This window comes from Collinsella bouchesdurhonensis (genome assembly GCF_900155365.1).
GTDB lineage: Bacteria > Actinomycetota > Coriobacteriia > Coriobacteriales > Coriobacteriaceae > Collinsella > Collinsella bouchesdurhonensis.
On sequence record NZ_LT699739.1, the window covers coordinates 95,968 to 116,902 of the forward strand.

Consider the following 20,935-nt stretch of genomic DNA (forward strand, 5'->3'; position numbering starts at 1 on the left):
CCTTTCTTAGGAATTGTTCTTCAGGCTGTTGAGAAGCTGCCGACCTGTGGGAGTGACGTCGAGCGTGGCAAAGTAATCGGCGGGTGTCTCGGCGCGGCGGATGAGCTCGCAGGTGCCGTCCTCGCGCAGGAGGACCTCTGCCGAGCGCAGGCGACCGTTGTAGTTATAGCCCATGGAGTAGCCATGCGCTCCGGTATCGTGGATGACTAGAAGGTCATCGATGTCGATGCGGGGGAGCGCTCGGTCGACGGCAAACTTGTCGTTGTTCTCGCATAGGTTGCCGGTTACGTCGTACGTGTTTGTGGCTGGGGCGTCGGATTTGTCTGGCCCGTTTTCCTGTCCCATCACGGTGATGTGGTGGTAGGCTCCGTACATGGCAGGGCGAATGAGGTCGACGGCGCTGGCATCGACGCCAATATAGTCCTTATAGATATGCTTCTCGTGCAGGGCACGCGTGACCAGGCAACCGTAGGGTCCCATCATAAAACGGCCCATCTCACAGAAGATGGAGACGTCCCCCATACCCGCGGGGACGAGCACCTCTTCAAACGCCCGGCGCACCCCTTCGCCGATAACGTGGATGTCGTTGGGTTCTTGCTCGGGGCGATAGGGAATGCCAACGCCACCGGACAAGTTGACAAATGCCACGTGCGCGCCCGTTTCGCGTTGCAAGCGCACCGCGAGGTCGAACAGGATGCGCGCGAGGGCGGGGTAATAATCGTTGGTGACGGTATTGCTTGCCAGGAAGGCATGGATGCCCAGATTTTCGGCGCCGCGCTCGACAAGCATGCGGAAAGCTTCAAAGAGCTGCTCCTCGGTCATGCCGTATTTGGAATCTCCCGGGTTATCCATGATGCCGTTTGCCAGCTGGAAGAGTCCGCCGGGGTTAAAGCGGCAGCTTACCGTCTTGGGGATGGGTCCCGCCACCCGCTCGAAGAAATCGATATGCGAGATGTCGTCAAAATTGACGATGGCTCCCAGCTTGGCTGCGAGGCGAAAATCGTCTGCGGGCGTGTCGTTCGACGAAAACATGATGTCGTGGCCCGTGATACCCATGGCGCCGGCGAGCATGAGTTCGGTTTCAGACGAGCAATCGCAGCCCGCCCCGTACTCATGCAGGATGGAGATGAGTCGCGGGTTGGGGTTCGCTTTGACGGCGAAGTATTCCTTAAAGCCGGGGTTCCACGCAAACGCGTCGCGCACCGCTTCCATGTTGCGGCGAATGCCTGCCTCGTCGTACAGATGAAACGGGGTGGGGAACTGCTTTGCTATAGCGACCAGCTGGTCTTTGGACACAAAGGGGGTCTTTGCCATTGAGGCTCCTTTTCTGATAGCACTCCTGCAGAATGTCCGTGCAGACAGTCTTGCGGGTGTTTCCCGCAAGCCCACCTGGCCTTCCGTGCCCGGTCGACCAAGTTCGGCGGGGTTGCCTCGGTGCGGGGTCGTTGCCTGCCGGCTCGCCCACACGTCTTCGCGCCCGCTCCTCTATCGAGTTTTGCCACAATATCATGAATATGATGGTGAAACAAGGCGAAGAGCAGCAACGACACTGTTTCGTAATACTTGCACGAAAGGGTGCCTCGACGCCCTGGGGCAAGATGGGTGCCCTATAATGTCGGGCAATCAAACGCGTCGAAGGGCACTCATGGATACAAACGATACGCAGCGAAACGCCGACCTTGCACGGATCGTGCGCTATCGCCGAGACCTTCACCGCATTCCGGAGCTCGGTTTTGATCTGGGTCAGACCACGGCATATGTAGAGCGCGTACTCGCTGGGCTTTCCTGCGAGGTGACGCATCCGTGCGATTCGTGCGTTTGCGCGTATTTCGACGCGGGCGTCGACGCTGCTTCTACGACAGCGATTCGTGCCGATATGGATGCGCTACCTATTGAAGAGGCGACGGGCGCGAGCTTTGCTTCGACTCATCCGGGCAAGATGCATGCCTGCGGCCACGACGCCCATATGGCAATGGCCCTTGCGGCCGCCGTGTATGTCGACCGTGTTTTGCGCGAGTATCCAGGTGAGCTCAAGCGCAATGTGCTCTTTGTGTTTCAGCCGGCAGAGGAGACCACGGGTGGCGCTAAGACGGTGTGCGAGAGCGGGGTTTTCGAGCGCTATCACGTCGATCGTATCTTCGGATTTCATGTGTGGCCCGATTTGCCGGCAGGTACCGTTGCATCCTGTGCGGGCCCCATGCTCGCGCGTGCGAGCGAGACGCACGTGCGTATCCACGGTGAAAGCATCCACATTGCCAAGACTCTTGGCGTGCACGAGGCGGAGTCGCACGATGCTGCGCTCGCGTCGGCGCGGTTCTTGGTGGCTGAGCGTGAGCTCATGGATAGATTGGGCGCCGAAGAGCCGTGCATTTGCAAGTTTGGTCTGGTCGAGGCGGGTACGGTGTGCAATGCCGTGGCGGGGGAGGCGCACCTGGCCGGTAGCCTGCGTGCCTTTACCGATTCGATGCTCGACCGTGCACGCGCAGGCATCCGGCGCGCGTTGGAGGAGGCCTGTGCGGCTACGGGCTGCACCTACGATCTCGATTTTGCTGAAGGGTATCCGCCCGTGGATAACGATCCCGCTTTGTTCGGCTTGGCGCACCAGGTGGTGCCCGAGCTCGAGCTTATCGAGGAGCCACTGCTGATTGCCGAGGATTTCTCTTTCTACCAGCGCCACCTACCGGGAGTGTTCTTCCTGCTGGGCTGTGGTGTTCCCGCGACGGAGGATGGTGGGCTGCCGGTCGAAAACCCGCGCGATGAGCAGGGGTGCCCTGCCTACGCCACGGCTGCGCTCCATACCGATACGATGCTCTTCTCGGAGGAGCGCCTGCTTTTGGGTCTGGACGTGTACAAGCGCCTCGTGCATATGGCATAGGGCAAAGAGGCCGCCGGTCGTGCCTTTGCGTGCACTCGAGTTTGGGCGTCTGCCGGTCGCAACGCTTCGTCGCGACCGGCGCCCCCGGAATCACCGAAATCAAAACCCGCGCACAAACGTCGACTTTTTGCTCTGGAGGGCGAAATATGCGCGTTTATGCGCGGGTTTTGGCGTTGAGTGGGCGCGGGCGGCCTCCCTGCGCGCTGCCGAAATTCGCCATCCACCCTCGCATTAGCTCCCAGCTAATGAAATACAGTTCCACTCTCTTTACCATGGGCGGTACATCACGTGACGTATGTTCTCGTTGGACTGGAGAATGGAAAGAACATGGCAGAGAAAAAGAAAAAACCCATTGGCAAGATCGTCCTCATTGTTGTCGTTGTGCTTGTGGCGCTCGGTGCGTTTGGCTCGCTTTCCGGCGGCGACAAGGGGAGTGACTCCTCTACGAGCGCCGGTGCCGCAAAGACCGAGCAGACCGAGGAGAAGAAGCCAGAGCAGGAGCCTTACACCATTTCGGACGAGACTCTCGACACCTCGAACCCCTATGGTGTGAAGATCACCGGCACCCTCGTCAACAATACCGATGAGGATAAGAGCTACTTGCAGATCGAGTACAACTTGTATGATGCTGATGGCGCGCAGATCGGCACAGCCCTCGCAAACATCAACAACCTCAAGGCGGGCGGCACCTGGAAGTTCGAGGCGACAAGCATGGAGAAGCCCGAGGACGTTGCCAACTGGGAGCGCGTGGACGTTTCTGGCTTCTAAGAAGCGGTTTCGTGTTAACCGAATTGTTTATGAAAGGAGGGGGAGATGGAGCGCGAACGTCTGACGGAAGAGCTTTTGCATGAGCTGCTGGATGCTCCGACGGTCGATTCGTTTCTCGGCAGCCATGAGCTGCCAGACATCTCCCTTTCCGACTATCTTCAGCAGCTGTTGGAAGAAAAGCATCTCGAACGCGTGCGTGTGGTGCGTATGGCCGACCTTAACGAGACCTTTGGCTACCAGATTTTTACCGGACAGCGTCATCCATCTCGCAACAAGGTACTGCAGATCGCCTTCGCTATGGCTTTGAGCGTGCGCGAGACCAATCGGGCGCTGACGGCTGCGGGCGTGGCGCGCCTGGATCCCAAGTGTCGACGCGACGCCATCATTCTCTTTTGTATCGATCGAGCTCGCTCGCTGCAAAAGGTTAACGAGGAGCTCTATCGGCTGGGCGAAGATACCATTTGCTAGACGCTTTTCGTCATACATTGATTCGAAATCTTGTCCGCACGCCTTGCTATGATGTGCCCCATGGATACAACAGGTGACATAGAGAGTAATTTCGACAGCGAACTCGATTGTTTTCTGCGCGCCTGCGGCCATGACGACCGCTGGCGCGTAATCGAAGTGCTAAAAGATGATGACGCCACGGGGTCGACTGAGGTCGTTGTGCCCGTTGGTGCGTCGGCGGCGCACGGTGGTTTCAATAGCGCGGTGCCGCGGTATGTTCGCAAGGTATATCCCGTGCAATCGGATGGAGCTGACGTTTACGAGGTGTTGCAGCGGGCTCAGCAGGTGGGGCTTTTTAGCGGCCACGTGCCAAAGATCGTCGAATGCCTGCGAGGGCCCGAGCGTCGCTCGGTCGTGATGGAGTATGTCGAGGGACCTACGCTTTCTGAATACATATCGAGCGGTAATGTCTCTCCGGCGGCGGTGAAATATCTCTTTTTACAGATTTGCATGGCAGTTCGCGAGCTGCATGAGTGTATCAATCCGCCTGTTATTCATAGGGATCTTAAGCCATCAAACATAATCATTTCGCCCTCGGGGCCGCAGTTGATCGACTTTGGTATTGCCCGCCTGTGGCATGAGGGTGCCGAGTGCGATACCACGCACTTTGGCACGCGCCGTTATGCCCCACCCGAGCAGTTTGGCTTTGGGCAGACGAGTGTGCGCAGCGATATCTATGCTTTGGGCAAGGTGCTGTTCTTTTGTCTTACGGGTAGGCAGCCTCCCAACGCTATGGATGTGTCTTCTTGCGAGGAAGCCGGTGTTGCGCATTCTATCGCACGGGTGATATGCAAGGCCTGCGCTTTTGATCCGCGCGAGCGCTATGCGAGCGTTCGCGAATTGAGCTCCGCGGTGAGCTCGCTGCCGCAGCAGGCATGGATGAAGCGCCCCGGGCCCAACTCAGGTGGTCTTTTGGCCCCCTTCGATTCGATGGTGAATCAGGCTCAGGGAGCGCTCTCGAACGCGCGGGGTGTCGCTGGCTCTTTTCTTCGTTTGCTGCGTCGCATACCGCGATGGGCGGGGGTTATTTGGAATCTACTGCTGCTCTGCGAATTGGCTTTGTGCGTCATGGGTAGCCAATTTGCGATCTTTTATCCCAATGCGTTTGATTCGGCACTTCCGTTTTGGTTCCGTGTTATGGAATACGACCTGTTAACTGTTGTCGTCCCTGCTGCTCTCGTCAGCATTCTGCTCGATAAGCGTGGAATGTGGAAGCGCGTTCCCGTGTTTCGAAATTGCGGTCAGCTTCAGGTCTGCTTGGTTGGAACGGGCGTGATTGTGATGTGCTTTACCGTTACCGTTTGCGCCTCGCTTATCGCGTTGCCAAAACTCTAGAGCTGCCGACGCCAGCCGGTTGCGTGCAGGCTGTGCGTCTTCGGGCCTCTTGAATAACGGTGCGTGAAAAGCTCGTCCGATGATTGTTCCGGCAGGTAGGAGACCATGCGGTCTGTGGTAGGATAACTTCGGTAAAACATGGCCAAGATGGTGGTGCGGAGACGCACGGGCGCATGCGCCCAGGAGAATCGGGGTGAGAATCCCCGGCTGTACCAGTAACCGTATCTCGGACATCCGTGGAATCAGTGCGCTGCAGATCGGGCGGTGTGCGCGGATGGATGATGTCAAGTCGGATCGCCTCCCATCTAGGTGTCGCCCCATGCGGCACACGGCTCTGGAGAAAGGAGGTCCGACGTGATCGGACAGCAACCGCACGGCGGTGAGCGGCAGCCTGCCGCTTTGTCGAGCGAGGGAGCGCGCAATCGAATGGCGCGCACAATCAGGAACATGAGAATAGCCTCCGCACGTGTCCTTGTGGCGTTTATGACCATGCTTATGGTCTTTGGCACCACGCCGGCACAGCTGTGGGCCGAAGGCGCTGAGGGCATCGCCCAGGCTGTCGCTTCGCAGGATGCGGAGCCGACGGAGGAGGGCACTTCCTCTGAGACTACCGGTGCTGACTCGGTGGCAACCGAGGATGAGAAGCCTGCAGAGGGCACGGATTCGAGTAATTCTGCCGCTCCTGTGGATACGCAGGAGAGCGGGTCGCAGGATGTTTCGCAGCCCGCTGCAAAAGTGGAGACTGCCGCCGAGGCAAGTGCCAAAGCCGAGTCCGCTGTGCCGAGCGATGATGACGAGTCGGATATCGCTACCGCAGCATACGTGACGGTCGACTCCGTCAGTCTGCTGAACGCCAAGGACCAAGATATCGTTTGGGGCTCTGCGTCCAATACTGCTCTTAAGGTTGGCGATACGATTAAAGTCGGCGCCTACTACAGGGACGACTGGGACGACGACCAGGAGATTCTCGATTCCGAGTATGATCGCCTTACGTACCAGTGGTACGTGGGCGACAAGCAGAGTTCCGCTCCCACTGCCTCAGGCTACACGCCCATCGAAGGCGCAACGTCGCGTGAGTTCAAGCTTACGGCCGCTCAGGTGGGAAAGTACGTTGCTTGCAAGGTGACCTATGGCTCGAGCAAATGGGACTTCGAGTTCACCGCAAGCACGAAGCTGGCGATTGTCGAGGACGAAGGCGCCACCGCGCCTGTGACCCCCGATGCCAAGACGCTCGCTGAGGCAAAGCAGAAGCTCTCCACCTGGAAGCCGAGCCCAGTCTACGGTACCGACACCAATATCGTCGATATGCTTTCCGCCAAGCTCAAGGCGCTCGGCTACGCGAACGTGAAGCCGACTCTCAAGTCTGTGACCTTCGGTGCGACCGACCCGGCCCAACAGGGTGGCATCGCTGCAGATGGCACCATCACGTACTTTTTCCTGTCCAATGCGGATAAAACCACGTATTCCGATTGGTCGCTGCTGCGCCAGTTCAAACCTACCTATACGCTGGCGCTCGGCAGCGAAACCGTCGAATTCACCCCCGAGTTCAATTCGACGCTCGCGTGGGATCAAGCCAAAGTTGAAACGTATCTGAGCGAACAGCTCGATGCCGCGACCCTTACCGCCTCTGTCAAGGCTGGCATCGCACCCTCGACTGCCAAGGAAGAGGAACTTCCCGGTGCGCTCTATGTGGGAGGCAAGAAGGTTGCCGACCTTACCTGGACGTCGAGCGATTCGTCTGCGGCCAAGCTGACTTCTTCCAATTACAACACGGTCTACAAGGTCGCCTACACTCATGGCAATGGCGACAAAAACGTGACGTTTACCGTGCGGGCAACACTATTTGTCTCTGGTTACGGTAACTCTCCCTCGACTGCAATTACGCACGGCTACCCGGTCAAGGTAGCCTCCAAGTCTGCCGAGGAGATCGCTGCCGAGAAGGCCGAGCTCGAAGCCGCGCTGGCTAAGATCGACGACAAGATCGTGGACTACGCGGACAAGACCAAGTCTGTCGACCTCACGGCCGTCGAAGGCGACTTTAACCTGCCTCGTGCGAGCAAGATCGGTGCCGGCTCGGCGAAGCTTTCCTATGCGTCCAACGATGATTCCGTAGCAAAGATAAACGGTTACCGCGTTATCGTAACTCGCGACATCGCCGGCGGCTCCAACACTGCCACCATTACGGCAACGCTCACGCGCGACGGCATCACTGCCACGCGCGACATCACCGTGACGGTCAAGCCCATCGACGAGTCCGAGATCGACGCTGCCGTAGCACAGATGCAGGCCGTTAAGGATGCCTACGCCACCTCGATTCTGGGCACCAACACTTCCGTTGACGCGGTGAGCACGAACCTCAGCCCCTGGAGCTCTGCCACGGTTGCCGAGGACGGTACCATTTCGTATTCCAAGAAGTACGAGACGGGCCAGATTCATGCGGACGATCTGCCCGGCTACGATTCCATGGCCGGCACCAAGTGGCGCACCTACCGCTCGAGCGACACCTCCGTCATCGCGGACGAGACGTTGCATGTGACGCAGCCAGAGGCGGACGCGCTCGTTACCGTGGAGAGTTCGCTCACCTACGAGAAGTACGCGGCGCTCGCCCAGGCCCATCCGGATAACGCCAAGCTTCAGAGTCTGGTCAATCAGCCAGTTAAAGCGACGTATCGTGTGGTGGGTACGACCGACCACTCCGATCCTCAGATTTCGGTCAACTTCAAGCTCGTGGGTGTTAGCGCCGACGGCATCGATGAGGTTTGGTTCGACGGCGCGCAGGGTGTTGGCTACGGATCAACTGCCGATGCCCTGATTGAGCAGATCTTGGATGCCCAGGGTCTCGCTCACACCTCCAGTACCACGGAATATGGTTACTATCTCTCCGATATCACTTCAAGCGATGGCCGCACGCTTGGCTATGATGCCGCCACGGGTAAGTACTGGCAGCTTTTCGTAAACGGTAAAGCATCCGAGGTTGGCGCCAGCAGTGTGACGCTTGGCGCGGGCGACTCTATTGCTTTGTACTACTCCGCCTTTGGTGCAAGCCTCGACGATGCGAATAAGGCCACCGTTAAGGCTTCGGTGAGCTTTATCGGACCGGATGAGAACGGTACCAACACCGTGTGGGCATCCGCCACCGACGTCAAGATGTCTGACGGTTCCACCGCAGCCGACCTTACCGAGCAGGAGCTCAAGGCCGCAGGTCTCACCTATGACAGCAAGGGTACGTCCGGTGCATCGTTCTACCTTGCCAGCATTACGCGCGCAGGTAAGACGTATGGATGGGACCAGTCGACCGGCAAGTACTGGCAGCTGTATATCAACGGCCAGTATTCTCAGAAGATGGCGGGCCAGGTTACCCTCAAGCCGGGAGACAAGGTTCAGTGGGTTTACGCTGCAGATAAAGAGAAGCCCCTGGAGGGCCTCATCGTCAATCCGTTTGTGAACGGTCCCGACTGGGATAGCGACTGGTCTGGCTATACGAGTGCCGACAAGGTAACGGATGCGCCTGTTCCCACCGAGGACGCCGAGGCCAAGTGGATTACGGCCCTCAAGGACCCCAACGATTACAACACCTACGTGTCCGATCCTCTGCTCGTTGGCGACTACGTGTATATTGCTGCGGGTTCCAAGCTCTACAAGAAGAATGTCGAAACGGGCGAGACGGTCGAGGCTGGCGAGGCCGCTCTTGCCGCTGCGATCGATTCGAGTTCGCGAATGGTCTACGTAAATGGCTTGATTTTGGTGCCGTTGAGCTCCGGTCGCCTTCAGGCCCTCACGGTCGACACGCTTACTACCAAGTGGGTAACCGACGCGCTACCTGATGGAACCCAGGGTAAGCAACAGTCCCTCTCGTCCGTTACGGTGCGTGACGGCTATGCCTACTTCGGGTCAGCAGACGCTGATTGGTCTAACAGCTACGGCGGATACCTGCTGTGTGTCCGCCTGTCCGACGGCCAGGTCATGTGGAACAAGGCTAACCAGAACTCCGTGGGTTACTACTGGTCTGGCATGGCGTTCGCTGGCGGTTACGGTGTCATCGCCGACGATTCCGGCACGGTGAGCGTCGTCGATCCGGCAACGGGCGACGTCGTCTCGACCCTTAAGGTTGCCAACCGTGTACGTTCCACGGTTCTGGCGGATGGTTCCACGCTCTATGTAGTGAGCAACGACGGCGTTCTCCACAAGCTTTCGGTGGCTAGTGATGGCGGCCTTTCTGAGCTTGATAAGGTTTCGTTTGGGTTCAGCTCCACATCCACCCCGGTTCTCGCCAACGGAAAGATCGTCGTGGGCGGCGCGTCTGCAGACGGCTTTACAGGCGGCTATCAGGGGAAGTACGAGTACCACTACGGTCAGATCGCCGTTATCGACGCGGCGACCATGAAGGTCGAGAATGCCGTGTGCAAGGCCGACGGCAACTATATCCGGCAGTACGGTTACGATGCGGGCGGCGACGTCAAGTCCCAGCCCATCGTCTCGGTTCAGGATGGCCAGACCTACGTCTACTTTACCTCCAACAACAACCCCGGCGGCATCTATCGTTACCGTGTTGGCGACGAAGAGGCGGAGCTCCTCTATACACCCGACACCGCAAACCAGAACTACTGTATGTCGTCCGTCTCGGTGGGATCTGATGGCTCCCTTTACTACACCAACGACTCTGGCAAGCTCTTTGCTATCAAGGGAAATGGTGAGCGCCTCAAGCGCTATACGGTGACTTTCGACGCAAACGGCAAAGACGTTGAGCTTCCCGCCTCGCAGCGCGTTAAACAGGGTCATCTCGCCATTGAGCCTTCAGTGCAGCTTACGTATGCCGGCTACACCTTTGCAGGCTGGTATAAGGATGTCGATTGTACTGAGGCTTGGGATTTCTCCAAAGACGTCGTGACGGCCGATATGACGCTTTATGCCAAGTGGACAAAGAACGAGAGCCCTGTGCCTTCGCCGGTTCCTTCGTCTCGCCCGGTCTCGACCAAGGGCAACGCCTCTTCGACCTCTCTCGTCCTTACTTCGCACGCTACTGTGTCTTTGGCAGGGGTCCTCAAGAGCAATGCGGCGCGGCAGACCGGCGAGCATGAGTCGCTTCTTGCCGGTTTTGACTCCGATGAGCTCGAGACTTCCGTCGAGAAGTCGTCCGATCGCGGGGCAGTTGTGGTAACCGCTAAGAAAAAGAAAGTCGATCTACCCATCTGGCCGTTTATCGGCATCGCTTTGGGCGTCTGCGTGATTGTTCTTGCAGTGCTTAAGCGCAAAAAGCAAGGCGGTGAGTAGCATGGCAAATTCTGCACGTAGGAATTCGGGTGCCGCGCAGGCAGTTCGCGTTGTCGTTGCTGTGCTTGCAGCTCTGGTAATCGCTTTTTGTGGATGGTCCGCGTATCAGTATGCAAACGGATCCGATCCACTTGCCTTCCTGGGCGGCAATACGCTCCAAACGGTCGAGGAGGGCTCGTCTTCTTCGCCATCGCTTGAGCTTACATCTTCTTCAGTGACCGATGACGATGTCAAAGGGCAGATCGCTCAGCTCAAATACGGTTCGGACGATGTCTCTCTTTCGACGGGCGACGTGAACGTTGTTCTTGGCAAGGACGGCATCTGGATTGAAAACGCGAGCGATTCCACGGCGGATGATGCAATCACCAGCACCGCGCGTCGCGCAGCCGCCCTTGCTTCATGGGCGCATGAGGCGAACGTTAAGGTCTCGCATGTTATCTGGATTGCCGAGGACATGGCCGGCTCCGTGCGCATTGTCGTTTCCTATCCTGTGGGGCGTGAGAGCAAAAACGAGGATACTGCGCAAATCCTTGCTGGTTGCGATGGGTATCGCATCTCGGGCGACGCGTATGCTGCCCTTGGTAAAGACCACGGCTTCAAACAAGAAGCGGGCAATGCTCCTGTTTTGCCCGATGATGCGGAGGTTACCGTTATCGAGCAGGCCACCTCGCAAGGTGAGGTTCTTGTCAAGACAACGGAATCGCATAGTGTTCTTGTTGCCCAGTCTCAAGCGGGGTCAGGCTCGGGCTCTGGCTCGAGTTCGAGTTCCCCTGCTCAAGCGGATGCGAGCATTACCGTCTCTGTCACCGTGGATGGTTCTGCGGTTGGCGCCGGTAGCTCTTCGGCATCTGTTTCGATTCCTGCTGGAGCAACGGTCTATGACGCCTTGTGCGCAACTGGCGTGAGTATCAACGCCAGCAATACGCAGTTTGGTCTATATGTCTCTTCGATTGGCGGCCTTGCCGAGAAAGAGCACGGTGGCAAGAGCGGCTGGACGTATTACGTCAACGGCGTAATGCCCATGACGTCATGCGCTAACTATAAGCTTGCAGGCGGTGAGAAGATCGTCTGGCGATATGTGACGGGGGAGTAGCCTCTAGGTATCGCTTTGATTCGATTGCCCAATTGCGCCGGGATCCTTTGCGGTCCCGGCGTTTTTTCTTACGCGGCGGGTGGTGGGTTTCTCTACTGTGCTGGCCCGGCTCTTGAACTAGGTGTTTTATAGCTCTGTCTGGGCTTAAGGTATGGGGGCCAAGGACTGCGTCTTAGTTATGTCGTGCTGGGACACGGGTGGCGGGTCCTCCGCTTTCGCTGCTCTTTGCTCTTCTGCGTGCGTGTACCCCGGCATATACAAAAAAGCCCTGCGGAGTTTTCCACAGGGCGTTAATCTGCCAAATCGTTAATTGCCGTGTGCTACGCGTGGCTGCCGTCCAAGAAGCGACGACGGCTAAAGTAGTTGTACCAGGTTACCAGGAACGTGGATACGAGCTTCATGAACTGGTAGCCAATGTTGAAAACAGCAACGCCTACAAACATGTACAGGTCGTTGAGACCAAGCCCGATGGCGGAGAGGATGGCAAAAATTGTGAACTCACGCTTGCGGCTCATGTCCTCCTTATGCTCAAAGACAAAGCGCATGCTCAGTGCGTAGTTCACTATCACAGAGGCGATAAACGAGATCGTCGTGCTAAAGAGGAGGTCGATATGCATCCATTCAACCAAGACCAGCAGCAAGGCGTAATCAACCGCGAGGGAGGCAAATCCCACCACGGCGAATTTTGCAAACTGCTTTGTTGTTGGCATGTTGGCAAGTTTTCGCACAGATGCTCCTGATTAGACGCTTACGGACATAAGGTAGTAAGTCCGAAGAGATACTTTATGGGTTTTGTTATGCAAAGGTAAGGGGTGGCCTTACAAAACTACTAAGCCTACAAATCCGTAGGCGGTAGGTGAAGGCCATCTAAACGGCCGAATGTTGTTTACTGGGCAGAATCGGCAATGCCGGGTAGGAACGGCTCAAAGCTGGTCAAAAATCCGCAGCCCGCACGACCCAGCGTCTGCCTCGTGCGCCATGCGGGCTTGCGTGCAGTTAGACCTGGCGGACCTCGGGCAAGACGCCGTTTCGATACGCGTCAAGCAGGAGTCGCAGGTCGTTGATATGACGACGGATCTCTTCGCCGGTGTCGGTGTCGGAAACCATCAAGCGGCGTTTTGCGACATCAAAACGCGTGGTCACGCTTTGGATGTCGGCGTTGCTGGTCAAAGCCTCGTCAACGCTCTTAAACGCTTCGTGCGCCTTTAGGCGCATGCCGCGCGAGCTGGAGATGAGCGTATAGCCTGCGATGCCGGTTTTGGGATGGTAGGCGCGGCAGAAGCCGCCATCGATCACCAGGAGGCGTCCGTCAGCGCGAATAGGCTTTTCGCCTGCAACGGTTTTGACCGGTGTGTGCCCATTGATGATATGACCCGTGCCCGGCAGAAGGCGGAACTCACGCATGATGGCATCGCATGCAGGGATTTCGTGCGTAAGGGTAAAGTATGGATCCATGGGCTCTTCCCATGAGGTACGGTCCTCGATATAAGAGCGCTCGAAGGTTTTGACGAGGCGGCCGGACATTGGCGATTTGAAGCCGATCCACAGATACCACATCCAGTCGAGGGCATCGCGCTCGCGCGTGCGCCATGCGCGGCGGGCTACGTTGTCGCAAAAATCGAGATAATCGCGGCCAGAGCGATACGTTCCCATGCAATTGAAGCTCGAGAACGTGCCGTCGTCATTCATGGGAACACAGCCGTGGAACAGAAGGTTGCCGTTGCGTACCAGATAAACGGACCCATGGCTGTAGAGGAATTCGATATGGCGACGCAGATGATCGGCTCCAGTGAACTCCGCTACGAGCTTATTGACGATAGCCTGCTCTTCCTCTGTAAGATCATAAGGGCGTTCGGGATCGACGGTGGGGAAGTCGTTTGTGCGCATCTTCCAGGTAGTGCCGTTGATATCGATGGTGCCCTCGTTTGTATCGATCTTGTCGAGCAACAGACGATCTTGCATGTCGAACTCGGGGTGGCGCATGATGATCTGCCCCTCGAGCTTGAACAGCAAGACGTTGATGGCTTTGATGAGCGGTGTGATGCTGTCGTTGGCGTGATAGGTCTTGTTTGCGAAGGCAACAAGGGCGCGCAGCGAGATGCCATAATCGTTTTCGAGGATCTCGTAGTTGTCGTAGCGCAGATTATTGCGCAAGACGCTGATGATGCACGCTTCTTCGCCTGCAGCGGCTCCCATCCATAAGATATCGTGATTGCCCCATTGGATATCGAGCGAATGGTAGTCCATCAAGCGGTCCATAATTTTTGCCGCACCGCCGCCACGGTCAAAGACGTCTCCCACAAGATGCAGGTGATCGACTGCCAGGCGTTTGATGAGCGCCGAGAGCGAGCGGATAAAGTCGTCGGTCGAGTCGGTCTCGAGAATCGAGTCGATGATGCGCTCGTGATAGCGAATGCGGTAGTTGTTTTCATCCGGGTGCGTATGCAGCAGCTCATCGATGATATAGGCGTAATCGTGAGGGATGGCCTTGCGGACTTTGGAGCGCGTGTAGCGACTCGAAAGGGAGCGCGCCACGGTGATGAGATGGTTGAGATTCTCTTTGTACCAGGTGGGGGAGTCCCGCCTCGCCGCACGTACCAGGCGCAGCTTTTCGCTTGGATAGTAGATGAGCGTGCACAGGTCGCCCTTTTCGCAGTCGGACAGCGTATCGCCGAATATTTCGTCAACATGCTCGCGAATAACGCCCGAGCAGTTGTTGAGGATGTGCATGAAGGCTTCGTATTCACCGTGCAGGTCACTCATAAAGTGCTCGGTTCCTTTGGGCAGATTGAGAATCGCCTGCAGGTTGATGATCTCGGTGAAGACAGACTGCTGGTTGGGAAACTGCTGCGAGAGCAGCGAGAGGTACTTCATGGTTTGTTCGGCACGTTCTGTAGCGACCATTGATATGCTCCTTGTCGCTCGAGGGGCGTTGTTGCCGCAATGGCTGGCATATACCAGTGTAGCCATGATGCGGCGCGACAAGGCGGGGCTATCAAAGAATCAAACGGTCATGCGTTTTAGCATGGAGACGGTATGTGCGCGGGCTGGGTGTATTCCGTTTACACACGCACAGCTGCCGCCGATGCCTACCAGCAAACGTGTGCGTCTCGATGCGTATGTGTGGAGTGGGAGCTTTCGCGCTCGGTGCATTCGCCCGTATGGTCTTCCAAGAGCTTCCAAGCGGGAATATCCAACCCGTCGGCAATGCGCTGCAGCGAGTCAATCTGTATATTGCAGCCCCGGCATTCAAGCGTGTTGATCATCTGACGCGAAAGGCCGACCATCAGGCCAAAGCGTGTTTGGGAAAGACCCATCTCCTCGCGCGCACGGCGGAGGTTGTCGCCTAAAATACGCGGAAGGGTGCCTGCGGTGTAGACTCCTTCCGCCTTCTCGATCTTATGGGGCATATTGTGCTTTCGATTGCTGCCCGCGGGCTAGTTGAACTGGTTGCGATATGCCTCGCATACTTCTTTGACAGGGCCATCCATGCGAAGATCGCCCTTTTCGATCCAGACGGCGCGCTTGCAGATGCGCTCGACCTGTTCGATGGAGTGCGAGACAAACAATACCGTGACGTCGCCCGATTCGATGAAGTGCTGGATTCGCTCCTCGCATTTTTGCTGGAAAAAGACGTCGCCAACGGAGAGGGTTTCGTCGACAATCAGGATGTCGGGCTCGGTGATGGTGGCGATGGCAAACGCGATACGCGCCACCATGCCGCTGGAGTAGTTCTTAAGCGGCATATCCATGAAGTCGTGCAGCTCGGCAAAATCGACGATCTCGTCTAGATGCTCGTCGATAAACTGCTTGGTGTAGCCAAGCAGCGCCCCGTTGAGGTAGATGTTCTCGCGCGCGGTGAGTTCCATGTCAAAGCCTGCTCCCAGCTCGATGAGCGGGGCGATGTTGCCGCGCACGATGCACTCGCCCTCGCTGGGCTCCAGCACGCCGGCAATCACCTTGAGCATGGTGGACTTGCCCGAGCCGTTGGTGCCCACAAGGCCTACCACGTCGCCGCGGCGCACCTTGAAGCTGATGTGCTTGAGCGCGCGGAACTCCTTGAAGAACAGCTCGTGCTTTGCGAGCTTGATGAAGTATTCCTTGAGGTTGTTGAGCTGCTCGGAGGCCATGTTAAAGATCATGGTGACGTCGTTGACTTCGACGGCGTACTCCTCGGCCGCTGCCGCGGCGTTCTTTGCATCTGACATGCCGGGCTCCTAGATATAGAGGATGAACTTGTGCTCGTTCTTGTGAAAGACGGTGTAGCCGATAGCCATGGCGATAACCGCCCAGGCTACGCAAAGCCCAAACTCGAGCGGAGTGGGGCAGGTCTGGAACAAGAAGATTTCGCGCATGAACTGCAGGTAGTTGTACATGGGGTTGGCATACATCAAGACGCGTAGGATGTGCGAGTCCATCATGGGGATGAAGTCGGTGGTCCAAAAGATTGGGGTGAAGTAGGTCCAAGCCGTGAGCACGACGCTCCACAGGTGCATGACGTCGCGGAAGAAGACCGTTGCGGCAGAGAGCAAAAGGCCCAAGCCCATGCAGAAGAACATGAGCAGAATCAGGCAGACGGGAAGCAGCAGCAGATGCCAGGTGGGCACCACGTGGAACCACAGCATGACGATGGCGACGGCGATAAGCGAGAAGGCGAAGTTCACGAGCGAGAACAGGACCTTTTGCACCGGGAACACAAAGCGATGGACCTTGACCTTCTTCAAGAGCGAGGACGCTTGGATGATGGAGGAGAGCGCCTGGCTTGTGGAATCAGACATCACGGCGAAGGTGACGTTACCCACAATGAGGTAGAGCGGGTACATCTCCGGCGTGACCGAGCCGTTGCGACCCTGGGCGAAGATGGTGGTGAACACGATGGCCATCACGATCATCATGAGCAGCGGATTGAGCACACTCCAGGCAACGCCCAGGAAACTGCGGCGGTATTTGATCTTGAAGTCTTTGCTCACCAGTTGCTTGAGGATAAAGATATCTTTTTGAAACCCGGTTTTTGCGTGGGTGGATGTAGATCTTGATGAGGTATCTGCCACGAGCGGTGCTCCTTGAACAGGTGGTCCGTATTGTTCGAAAGTTTATGGTAGCACGGTATGGGCTTCGGCATCGTTTTTGCATGAGCGCGCCTGTCGTGCCGAAAAGCCGCCCTCTCACGCTATAATCTCCCGTTGGATACGAGACCATATCGTTATGGAGGGAGCCCGTCGCATGCGTCAGGGGTTTGACAACGGCAGGTACATCGAGCTGCAGGCGGAGCATATCCGCCAGCGTATCGGACAGTTTGGCGGCAAGCTGTACCTGGAGTTTGGCGGCAAGCTCTTTGATGACAACCACGCGAGCCGCGTTCTTCCTGGCTTTGAGCCCGACTCCAAGTTTCGCATGCTCAAAAGTATTGCCGATGAGGTCGAGGTCATCATCGCCATCAACGCGAACCATATCGAGAAGAACAAGGCGAGGGGAGACCTGGGCATCACGTACGACGAGGATGTCCTGCGTCTTGTCGACCTGTTTTCCAGCAACGGCTTTGCCGTCGCCGCCGTTGTTATCACTCAATATGCGGGTCAGCCTGCAGCCGATGTCTTCCGCCATCGCCTAGAAGAGCTGGGCATCACCGCAAAGCTGCACTATCCCATCGAGGGCTACCCCCACGATGTCGACTTGATTGTTTCGCCCGAGGGCTATGGCAAGAACGAGTTCGTGGAGACGACGCGCCCCCTTGTGGTGGTTACCGCCCCGGGTCCTGGCTCGGGCAAGCTTGCCACGTGCTTGTCGCAGCTCTACCACGAACACTTGCGCGGCGTCGAAGCTGGCTATGCCAAATTCGAGACCTTCCCTGTGTGGAACCTGCCGCTCTCGCATCCCGTCAACATCGCATACGAGGCGGCAACCGCCGACCTTGACGATGCGAATATCATCGATCCGTTCCACCTGGAAGCCTATGGCAAGACCGCGGTTAACTACAACCGCGACGTCGAGGCGTTCCCCGTGGTCCGTGCGCTTATGAAGAAGATCTTGGGCGAGAGCCTCTACCAGAGCCCAACCGACATGGGCGTCAACATGGTGGGCTTTGCCATCACCGACGACGAGGCGTGCTCCGATGCGAGTCGCATGGAGATTGTGCGCCGCTATTTTGCCGGCCGCGAGCAGGTTCGTCGCACCGGTATGGGTGATGAGCAGGTCGATCGCTTGAAGCGCATCATGACCAAGGCGGGCGTCGATATCAACTACTCTCCCGCGCGTGCCGCGGCCTGCGCCCGCGAGCAGGAGACCGGGGCGCCTGCGGGTGCCATGGTCATGCCCGATGGCTCTGTGGTTACCGGCAAGACATCCGATCGCCTGGGTTGCGCCAGCTCGCTTCTGATGAATGCGCTCAAGGCTGTTTCCGGTGTCGACCTTGAGGTCGAGGTCATCAGCGACGATGCCATCGAGCCCATCAGCCGCTTGAAGACTCATTTCCTGGGCAGCAGCAATCCGCGCCTACATACCGATGAGACCCTCATGGCCCTCTCCATCACTTCGGCGGAGAGCGAGGTTGCGGCGCGCGTCCTTTCCGGCCTTGAACAGCTGCGCGGCTGCGATGCGTTCTTTAGCGTGATCATCTCGCCCACCGACGAGGAAGTCATGCGCCGCTTGGGTATCAACGTGTGCTGTGAGCCCAAGTACGAGCGCCATACGCTTTACCATCGCTAGGCTACTTTGCAACAAAATGCCCTTGATAAAGACCGGTCCAGGAGAGCCTGAGGCCGGTCTTTGTCCGCCTGCCAAAAATATGCGCTATCATGCCGATTTTTTACATTTTGCGCGTTTTATTGCCCTAAAATATGCAAGGGCGGCCGGATGAGCCCGGTCGCGTGTCCGCCCATGGCGCAGTGACGGAACGTTCTAAGGACATAGCATGGCAGGTAGGGGACGTGCAAGCGTTGCCGATATGGCGCGCGTCGAGTTGGCGATTCTACAGAGTATCGATGCCGTGGAAAAAAGAGGCGACGCTGCTGGGCTCTCCCGTGCATGGCTCGCCAAGCAGGTTGGTGTAAGCGAATGGCGCATCCACGCCGCCATCTCCCGATTATCCGAAGCGGGACTGCTCGATCAAGAAGTTCACTTTACCGAGGTCGGGGCGCAGCTCCCCAACACGTATTCGATCACCGATTCTGGCAGGTGGTATTTCAAAGGTTTGGAGATGGGGAAGCGCATCGCTTCAGAAAAGCGATAGCTGCCTTTCTTGCTTTCGGGGCGCCACCGAAGCTACTGCTTTAGAAGGGGCGGTTCTGGCATCCGATGCCGGGACTGCCCGATTTCTTTTATTTCGATTTTAATTTTCAATAGCATGTCCAAAGTCTCGTCGTACAATAAAGACCCGTCGAAGACAATGGAAACTTCTACGGGAAGCGCAGGTAACTAAATATGACCAAGCATGTTTTTGTAACTGGTGGCGTTGTTTCGTCGCTTGGCAAGGGCATCACGGCGGCTTCTTTGGGCCGTCTTCTTAAGTCGCGCGGATACAAGGTGACGATGCAGAAAGCCGACCCGTATCTCAACGTCGACCCGGGCACCATGAGTCCGTTCCAGCATGGCGAGGTCTTTGTTACGGAGGACGGCTATGAGTCCGACCTCGACCTTGGTCACTATGAGCGCTTTATCGACGAGAACCTTACCCGCGATTCCAACTTCACCACTGGCGCTATCTACAAGAGCTTGATCGCGCGCGAGCGCCGCGGCGATTTTCTGGGCGGCACCGTCCAGGTAATTCCCCATGTCACAAACGCCATCAAGGATAAGTTCCGCCGCATCGAGGAACAGACGGGCTCCGACGTGGTCATCACCGAGCTGGGTGGAACCATCGGCGACATCGAGTCGCAGCCCTTTGTGGAGGCCATCCGTCAGTATCGCAAAGATGCTGGCCCCGAGAACGTCTGCTTCATCCATGTGAGCTTGGTTCCCTATATCGCCGCAGCTCACGAGGTCAAGACCAAGCCCACACAGCATTCCGTCAAGGAGCTGCGCAGCTTTGGCATCCAACCCGACATCATCGTCTTGCGCTCCGATCACGATATCGACGACAGCATTCGCTCCAAAATCGCCAGCTTCTGCGATGTCGACACCGATTGCGTGTTTACCAATGAAGATTGTGCGAGCATCTACGATGTTCCGGGCCTTTTGGCAGACCAGGATTTCGACTTGCGTGTCTGCGAGCGCCTGGGGCTCGACCCGCGCGAACGCGATATGGCCGACTGGAATGCTTTCATTGGCAAGCAAAACCATGCTAACAAGCATGCGGATCGCATCAAGATTGCCGTAGTGGGCAAATATACCCAGCTTCCCGATGCCTATCTTTCCGTTATCGAGGCTCTGCACCATGCGGGCATCTTCTATGATCGCCATGTCGATGTCCAGCTTGTTGACGGAGAAAGCCTTGATGCCTCGAATGTGAACGAGGTTCTTTCCGACGCTTCCGGCATTCTGGTGCCTGGCGGTTTTGGCAAGCGCGCCTTTGATGGAAAGATCTGCGCCGCACGCTATGCTCGCGAGCATAAGATTCCCTATCTGGGTATCTGCCTGGGCATGCAGGTTGCAGTGTGCGAATTTGCTCGCAACGTTGCCGGTCTTGCGGGCGCGAGTTCTTCGGAGTTCGACCCCGAGGGCCCGCATTCCGTTATCGACCTTATGAGCTCGCAAGAAGACGTGACCGAGAAGGGCGGCACCATGCGTTTGGGCGCCTATCCCTGCAAGCTCTCCGAGGGCACTCTCGCGCGCGAGGCTTATGGGGAGGAGCTTGTTTACGAGCGTCATCGTCACCGTTTTGAGTTCAATAACGCTTATCGTGACCAGCTTACCGCGGCGGGACTAGTTATCTCCGGCATTTCGCCCGACGAGCGTCTGGTCGAGATGATAGAGCTTCCCCAGGATGTTCATCCGTGGTTTGTTGCCACCCAGGCACACCCCGAGTTCAAGAGCCGTCCGACCAAGCCGCAACCGCTGTTCCGCGAGTTCGTTCGTGCGGCTATCGGCCAGCATGAGGGCACATCGCGCGAGCTTGTGAACCCGCATAATCCGCAGGAGAAGTAGTTGTT

Annotated in this window: 15 protein-coding genes and 1 riboswitch; of the genes, 9 read left to right on the forward strand and 6 right to left on the reverse strand. The window is 57.2% G+C overall.

The features are described 5' to 3' along the window. Nucleotides 1–6: 6 nt before the first annotated feature. A complete protein-coding gene (locus BQ9843_RS02405; protein WP_075843759.1) occupies nt 7–1,314 on the reverse strand; it encodes a diaminopimelate decarboxylase in 1,308 nt (435 codons plus the stop codon). A 9-nt stretch (nt 1,315–1,323) separates the two neighbouring features. Next, nucleotides 1,324–1,496, reverse strand: a riboswitch (Lysine riboswitch). Between the two features lie 149 nt (nt 1,497–1,645). Here BQ9843_RS02405 and BQ9843_RS02410 point away from each other — a divergent pair. The 6 genes from BQ9843_RS02410 (at nt 1,646) to BQ9843_RS02435 (ending at nt 11,849) form a co-directional block, all read left to right on the forward strand. Then, complete coding sequence (locus tag BQ9843_RS02410; protein ID WP_075843760.1) at nt 1,646–2,875, forward strand: amidohydrolase; 1,230 nt, start codon at nt 1,646–1,648, stop codon at nt 2,873–2,875. A gap of 327 nt (nt 2,876–3,202) precedes the next feature. Further along, on the forward strand, nt 3,203–3,643 hold the full coding sequence (locus BQ9843_RS02415; protein ID WP_075843761.1) for an FxLYD domain-containing protein: 441 nt from the start codon (nt 3,203–3,205) through the stop codon (nt 3,641–3,643). 45 nt (nt 3,644–3,688) lie between these two features. Further along, nucleotides 3,689–4,111 carry a hypothetical protein gene (locus BQ9843_RS02420; RefSeq protein ID WP_022386375.1) on the forward strand — a complete coding sequence of 141 codons (423 nt, stop codon included), beginning with the start codon at nt 3,689–3,691 and terminating at the stop codon, nt 4,109–4,111. Between the two features lie 60 nt (nt 4,112–4,171). Continuing rightward, nucleotides 4,172–5,485, forward strand: a complete 1,314-nt coding sequence (locus BQ9843_RS02425; protein WP_075843762.1) for a serine/threonine protein kinase — start codon at nt 4,172–4,174, stop codon at nt 5,483–5,485. Between the two features lie 354 nt (nt 5,486–5,839). Further along, nucleotides 5,840–10,756: an InlB B-repeat-containing protein gene (locus BQ9843_RS02430; RefSeq protein WP_075843763.1), complete on the forward strand. Its 4,917-nt coding sequence runs from the start codon at nt 5,840–5,842 to the stop codon at nt 10,754–10,756. Nucleotide 10,757: 1 nt separating this feature from the next. Next, nucleotides 10,758–11,849 carry a DUF4430 domain-containing protein gene (locus BQ9843_RS02435; protein ID WP_022386372.1) on the forward strand — a complete coding sequence of 364 codons (1,092 nt, stop codon included), beginning with the start codon at nt 10,758–10,760 and terminating at the stop codon, nt 11,847–11,849. A 320-nt stretch (nt 11,850–12,169) separates the two neighbouring features. On the opposite strand, the gene BQ9843_RS02440 is transcribed toward BQ9843_RS02435, so the two are convergent. The 5 genes from BQ9843_RS02440 to BQ9843_RS02460 all read right to left on the reverse strand — a co-directional run bounded on the left by BQ9843_RS02440 (nt 12,170) and on the right by BQ9843_RS02460 (nt 16,900). Further along, the gene (locus BQ9843_RS02440) at nt 12,170–12,559 is read right to left on the reverse strand and encodes a GtrA family protein (RefSeq protein WP_075844092.1); all 390 of its coding nucleotides are present in this window, start codon (nt 12,557–12,559) and stop codon (nt 12,170–12,172) included. A gap of 286 nt (nt 12,560–12,845) precedes the next feature. Continuing rightward, nucleotides 12,846–14,753: a fructose-1,6-bisphosphatase gene (locus tag BQ9843_RS02445; RefSeq protein WP_075843764.1), complete on the reverse strand. Its 1,908-nt coding sequence runs from the start codon at nt 14,751–14,753 to the stop codon at nt 12,846–12,848. Between the two features lie 185 nt (nt 14,754–14,938). Continuing rightward, nucleotides 14,939–15,259 carry a helix-turn-helix domain-containing protein gene (locus BQ9843_RS02450; protein WP_052445292.1) on the reverse strand — a complete coding sequence of 107 codons (321 nt, stop codon included), beginning with the start codon at nt 15,257–15,259 and terminating at the stop codon, nt 14,939–14,941. 27 nt (nt 15,260–15,286) lie between these two features. Next, nucleotides 15,287–16,057, reverse strand: a complete 771-nt coding sequence (locus BQ9843_RS02455; RefSeq protein WP_022386368.1) for an ABC transporter ATP-binding protein — start codon at nt 16,055–16,057, stop codon at nt 15,287–15,289. Between the two features lie 9 nt (nt 16,058–16,066). After that, nucleotides 16,067–16,900: an ABC transporter permease gene (locus tag BQ9843_RS02460; RefSeq protein ID WP_075843765.1), complete on the reverse strand. Its 834-nt coding sequence runs from the start codon at nt 16,898–16,900 to the stop codon at nt 16,067–16,069. Nucleotides 16,901–17,072: 172 nt separating this feature from the next. On the opposite strand from BQ9843_RS02460, the gene BQ9843_RS02465 reads away from it, so the two are divergent. The 3 genes from BQ9843_RS02465 (at nt 17,073) to BQ9843_RS02475 (ending at nt 20,930) form a co-directional block, all read left to right on the forward strand. Continuing rightward, on the forward strand, nt 17,073–18,554 hold the full coding sequence (locus tag BQ9843_RS02465) for a DUF1846 domain-containing protein (RefSeq protein ID WP_075843766.1): 1,482 nt from the start codon (nt 17,073–17,075) through the stop codon (nt 18,552–18,554). A 205-nt stretch (nt 18,555–18,759) separates the two neighbouring features. Then, on the forward strand, nt 18,760–19,077 hold the full coding sequence (locus tag BQ9843_RS02470; RefSeq protein WP_075843767.1) for a hypothetical protein: 318 nt from the start codon (nt 18,760–18,762) through the stop codon (nt 19,075–19,077). A gap of 191 nt (nt 19,078–19,268) precedes the next feature. Continuing rightward, on the forward strand, nt 19,269–20,930 hold the full coding sequence (locus tag BQ9843_RS02475; RefSeq protein WP_075843768.1) for a CTP synthase: 1,662 nt from the start codon (nt 19,269–19,271) through the stop codon (nt 20,928–20,930). Nucleotides 20,931–20,935: the final 5 nt, after the last annotated feature.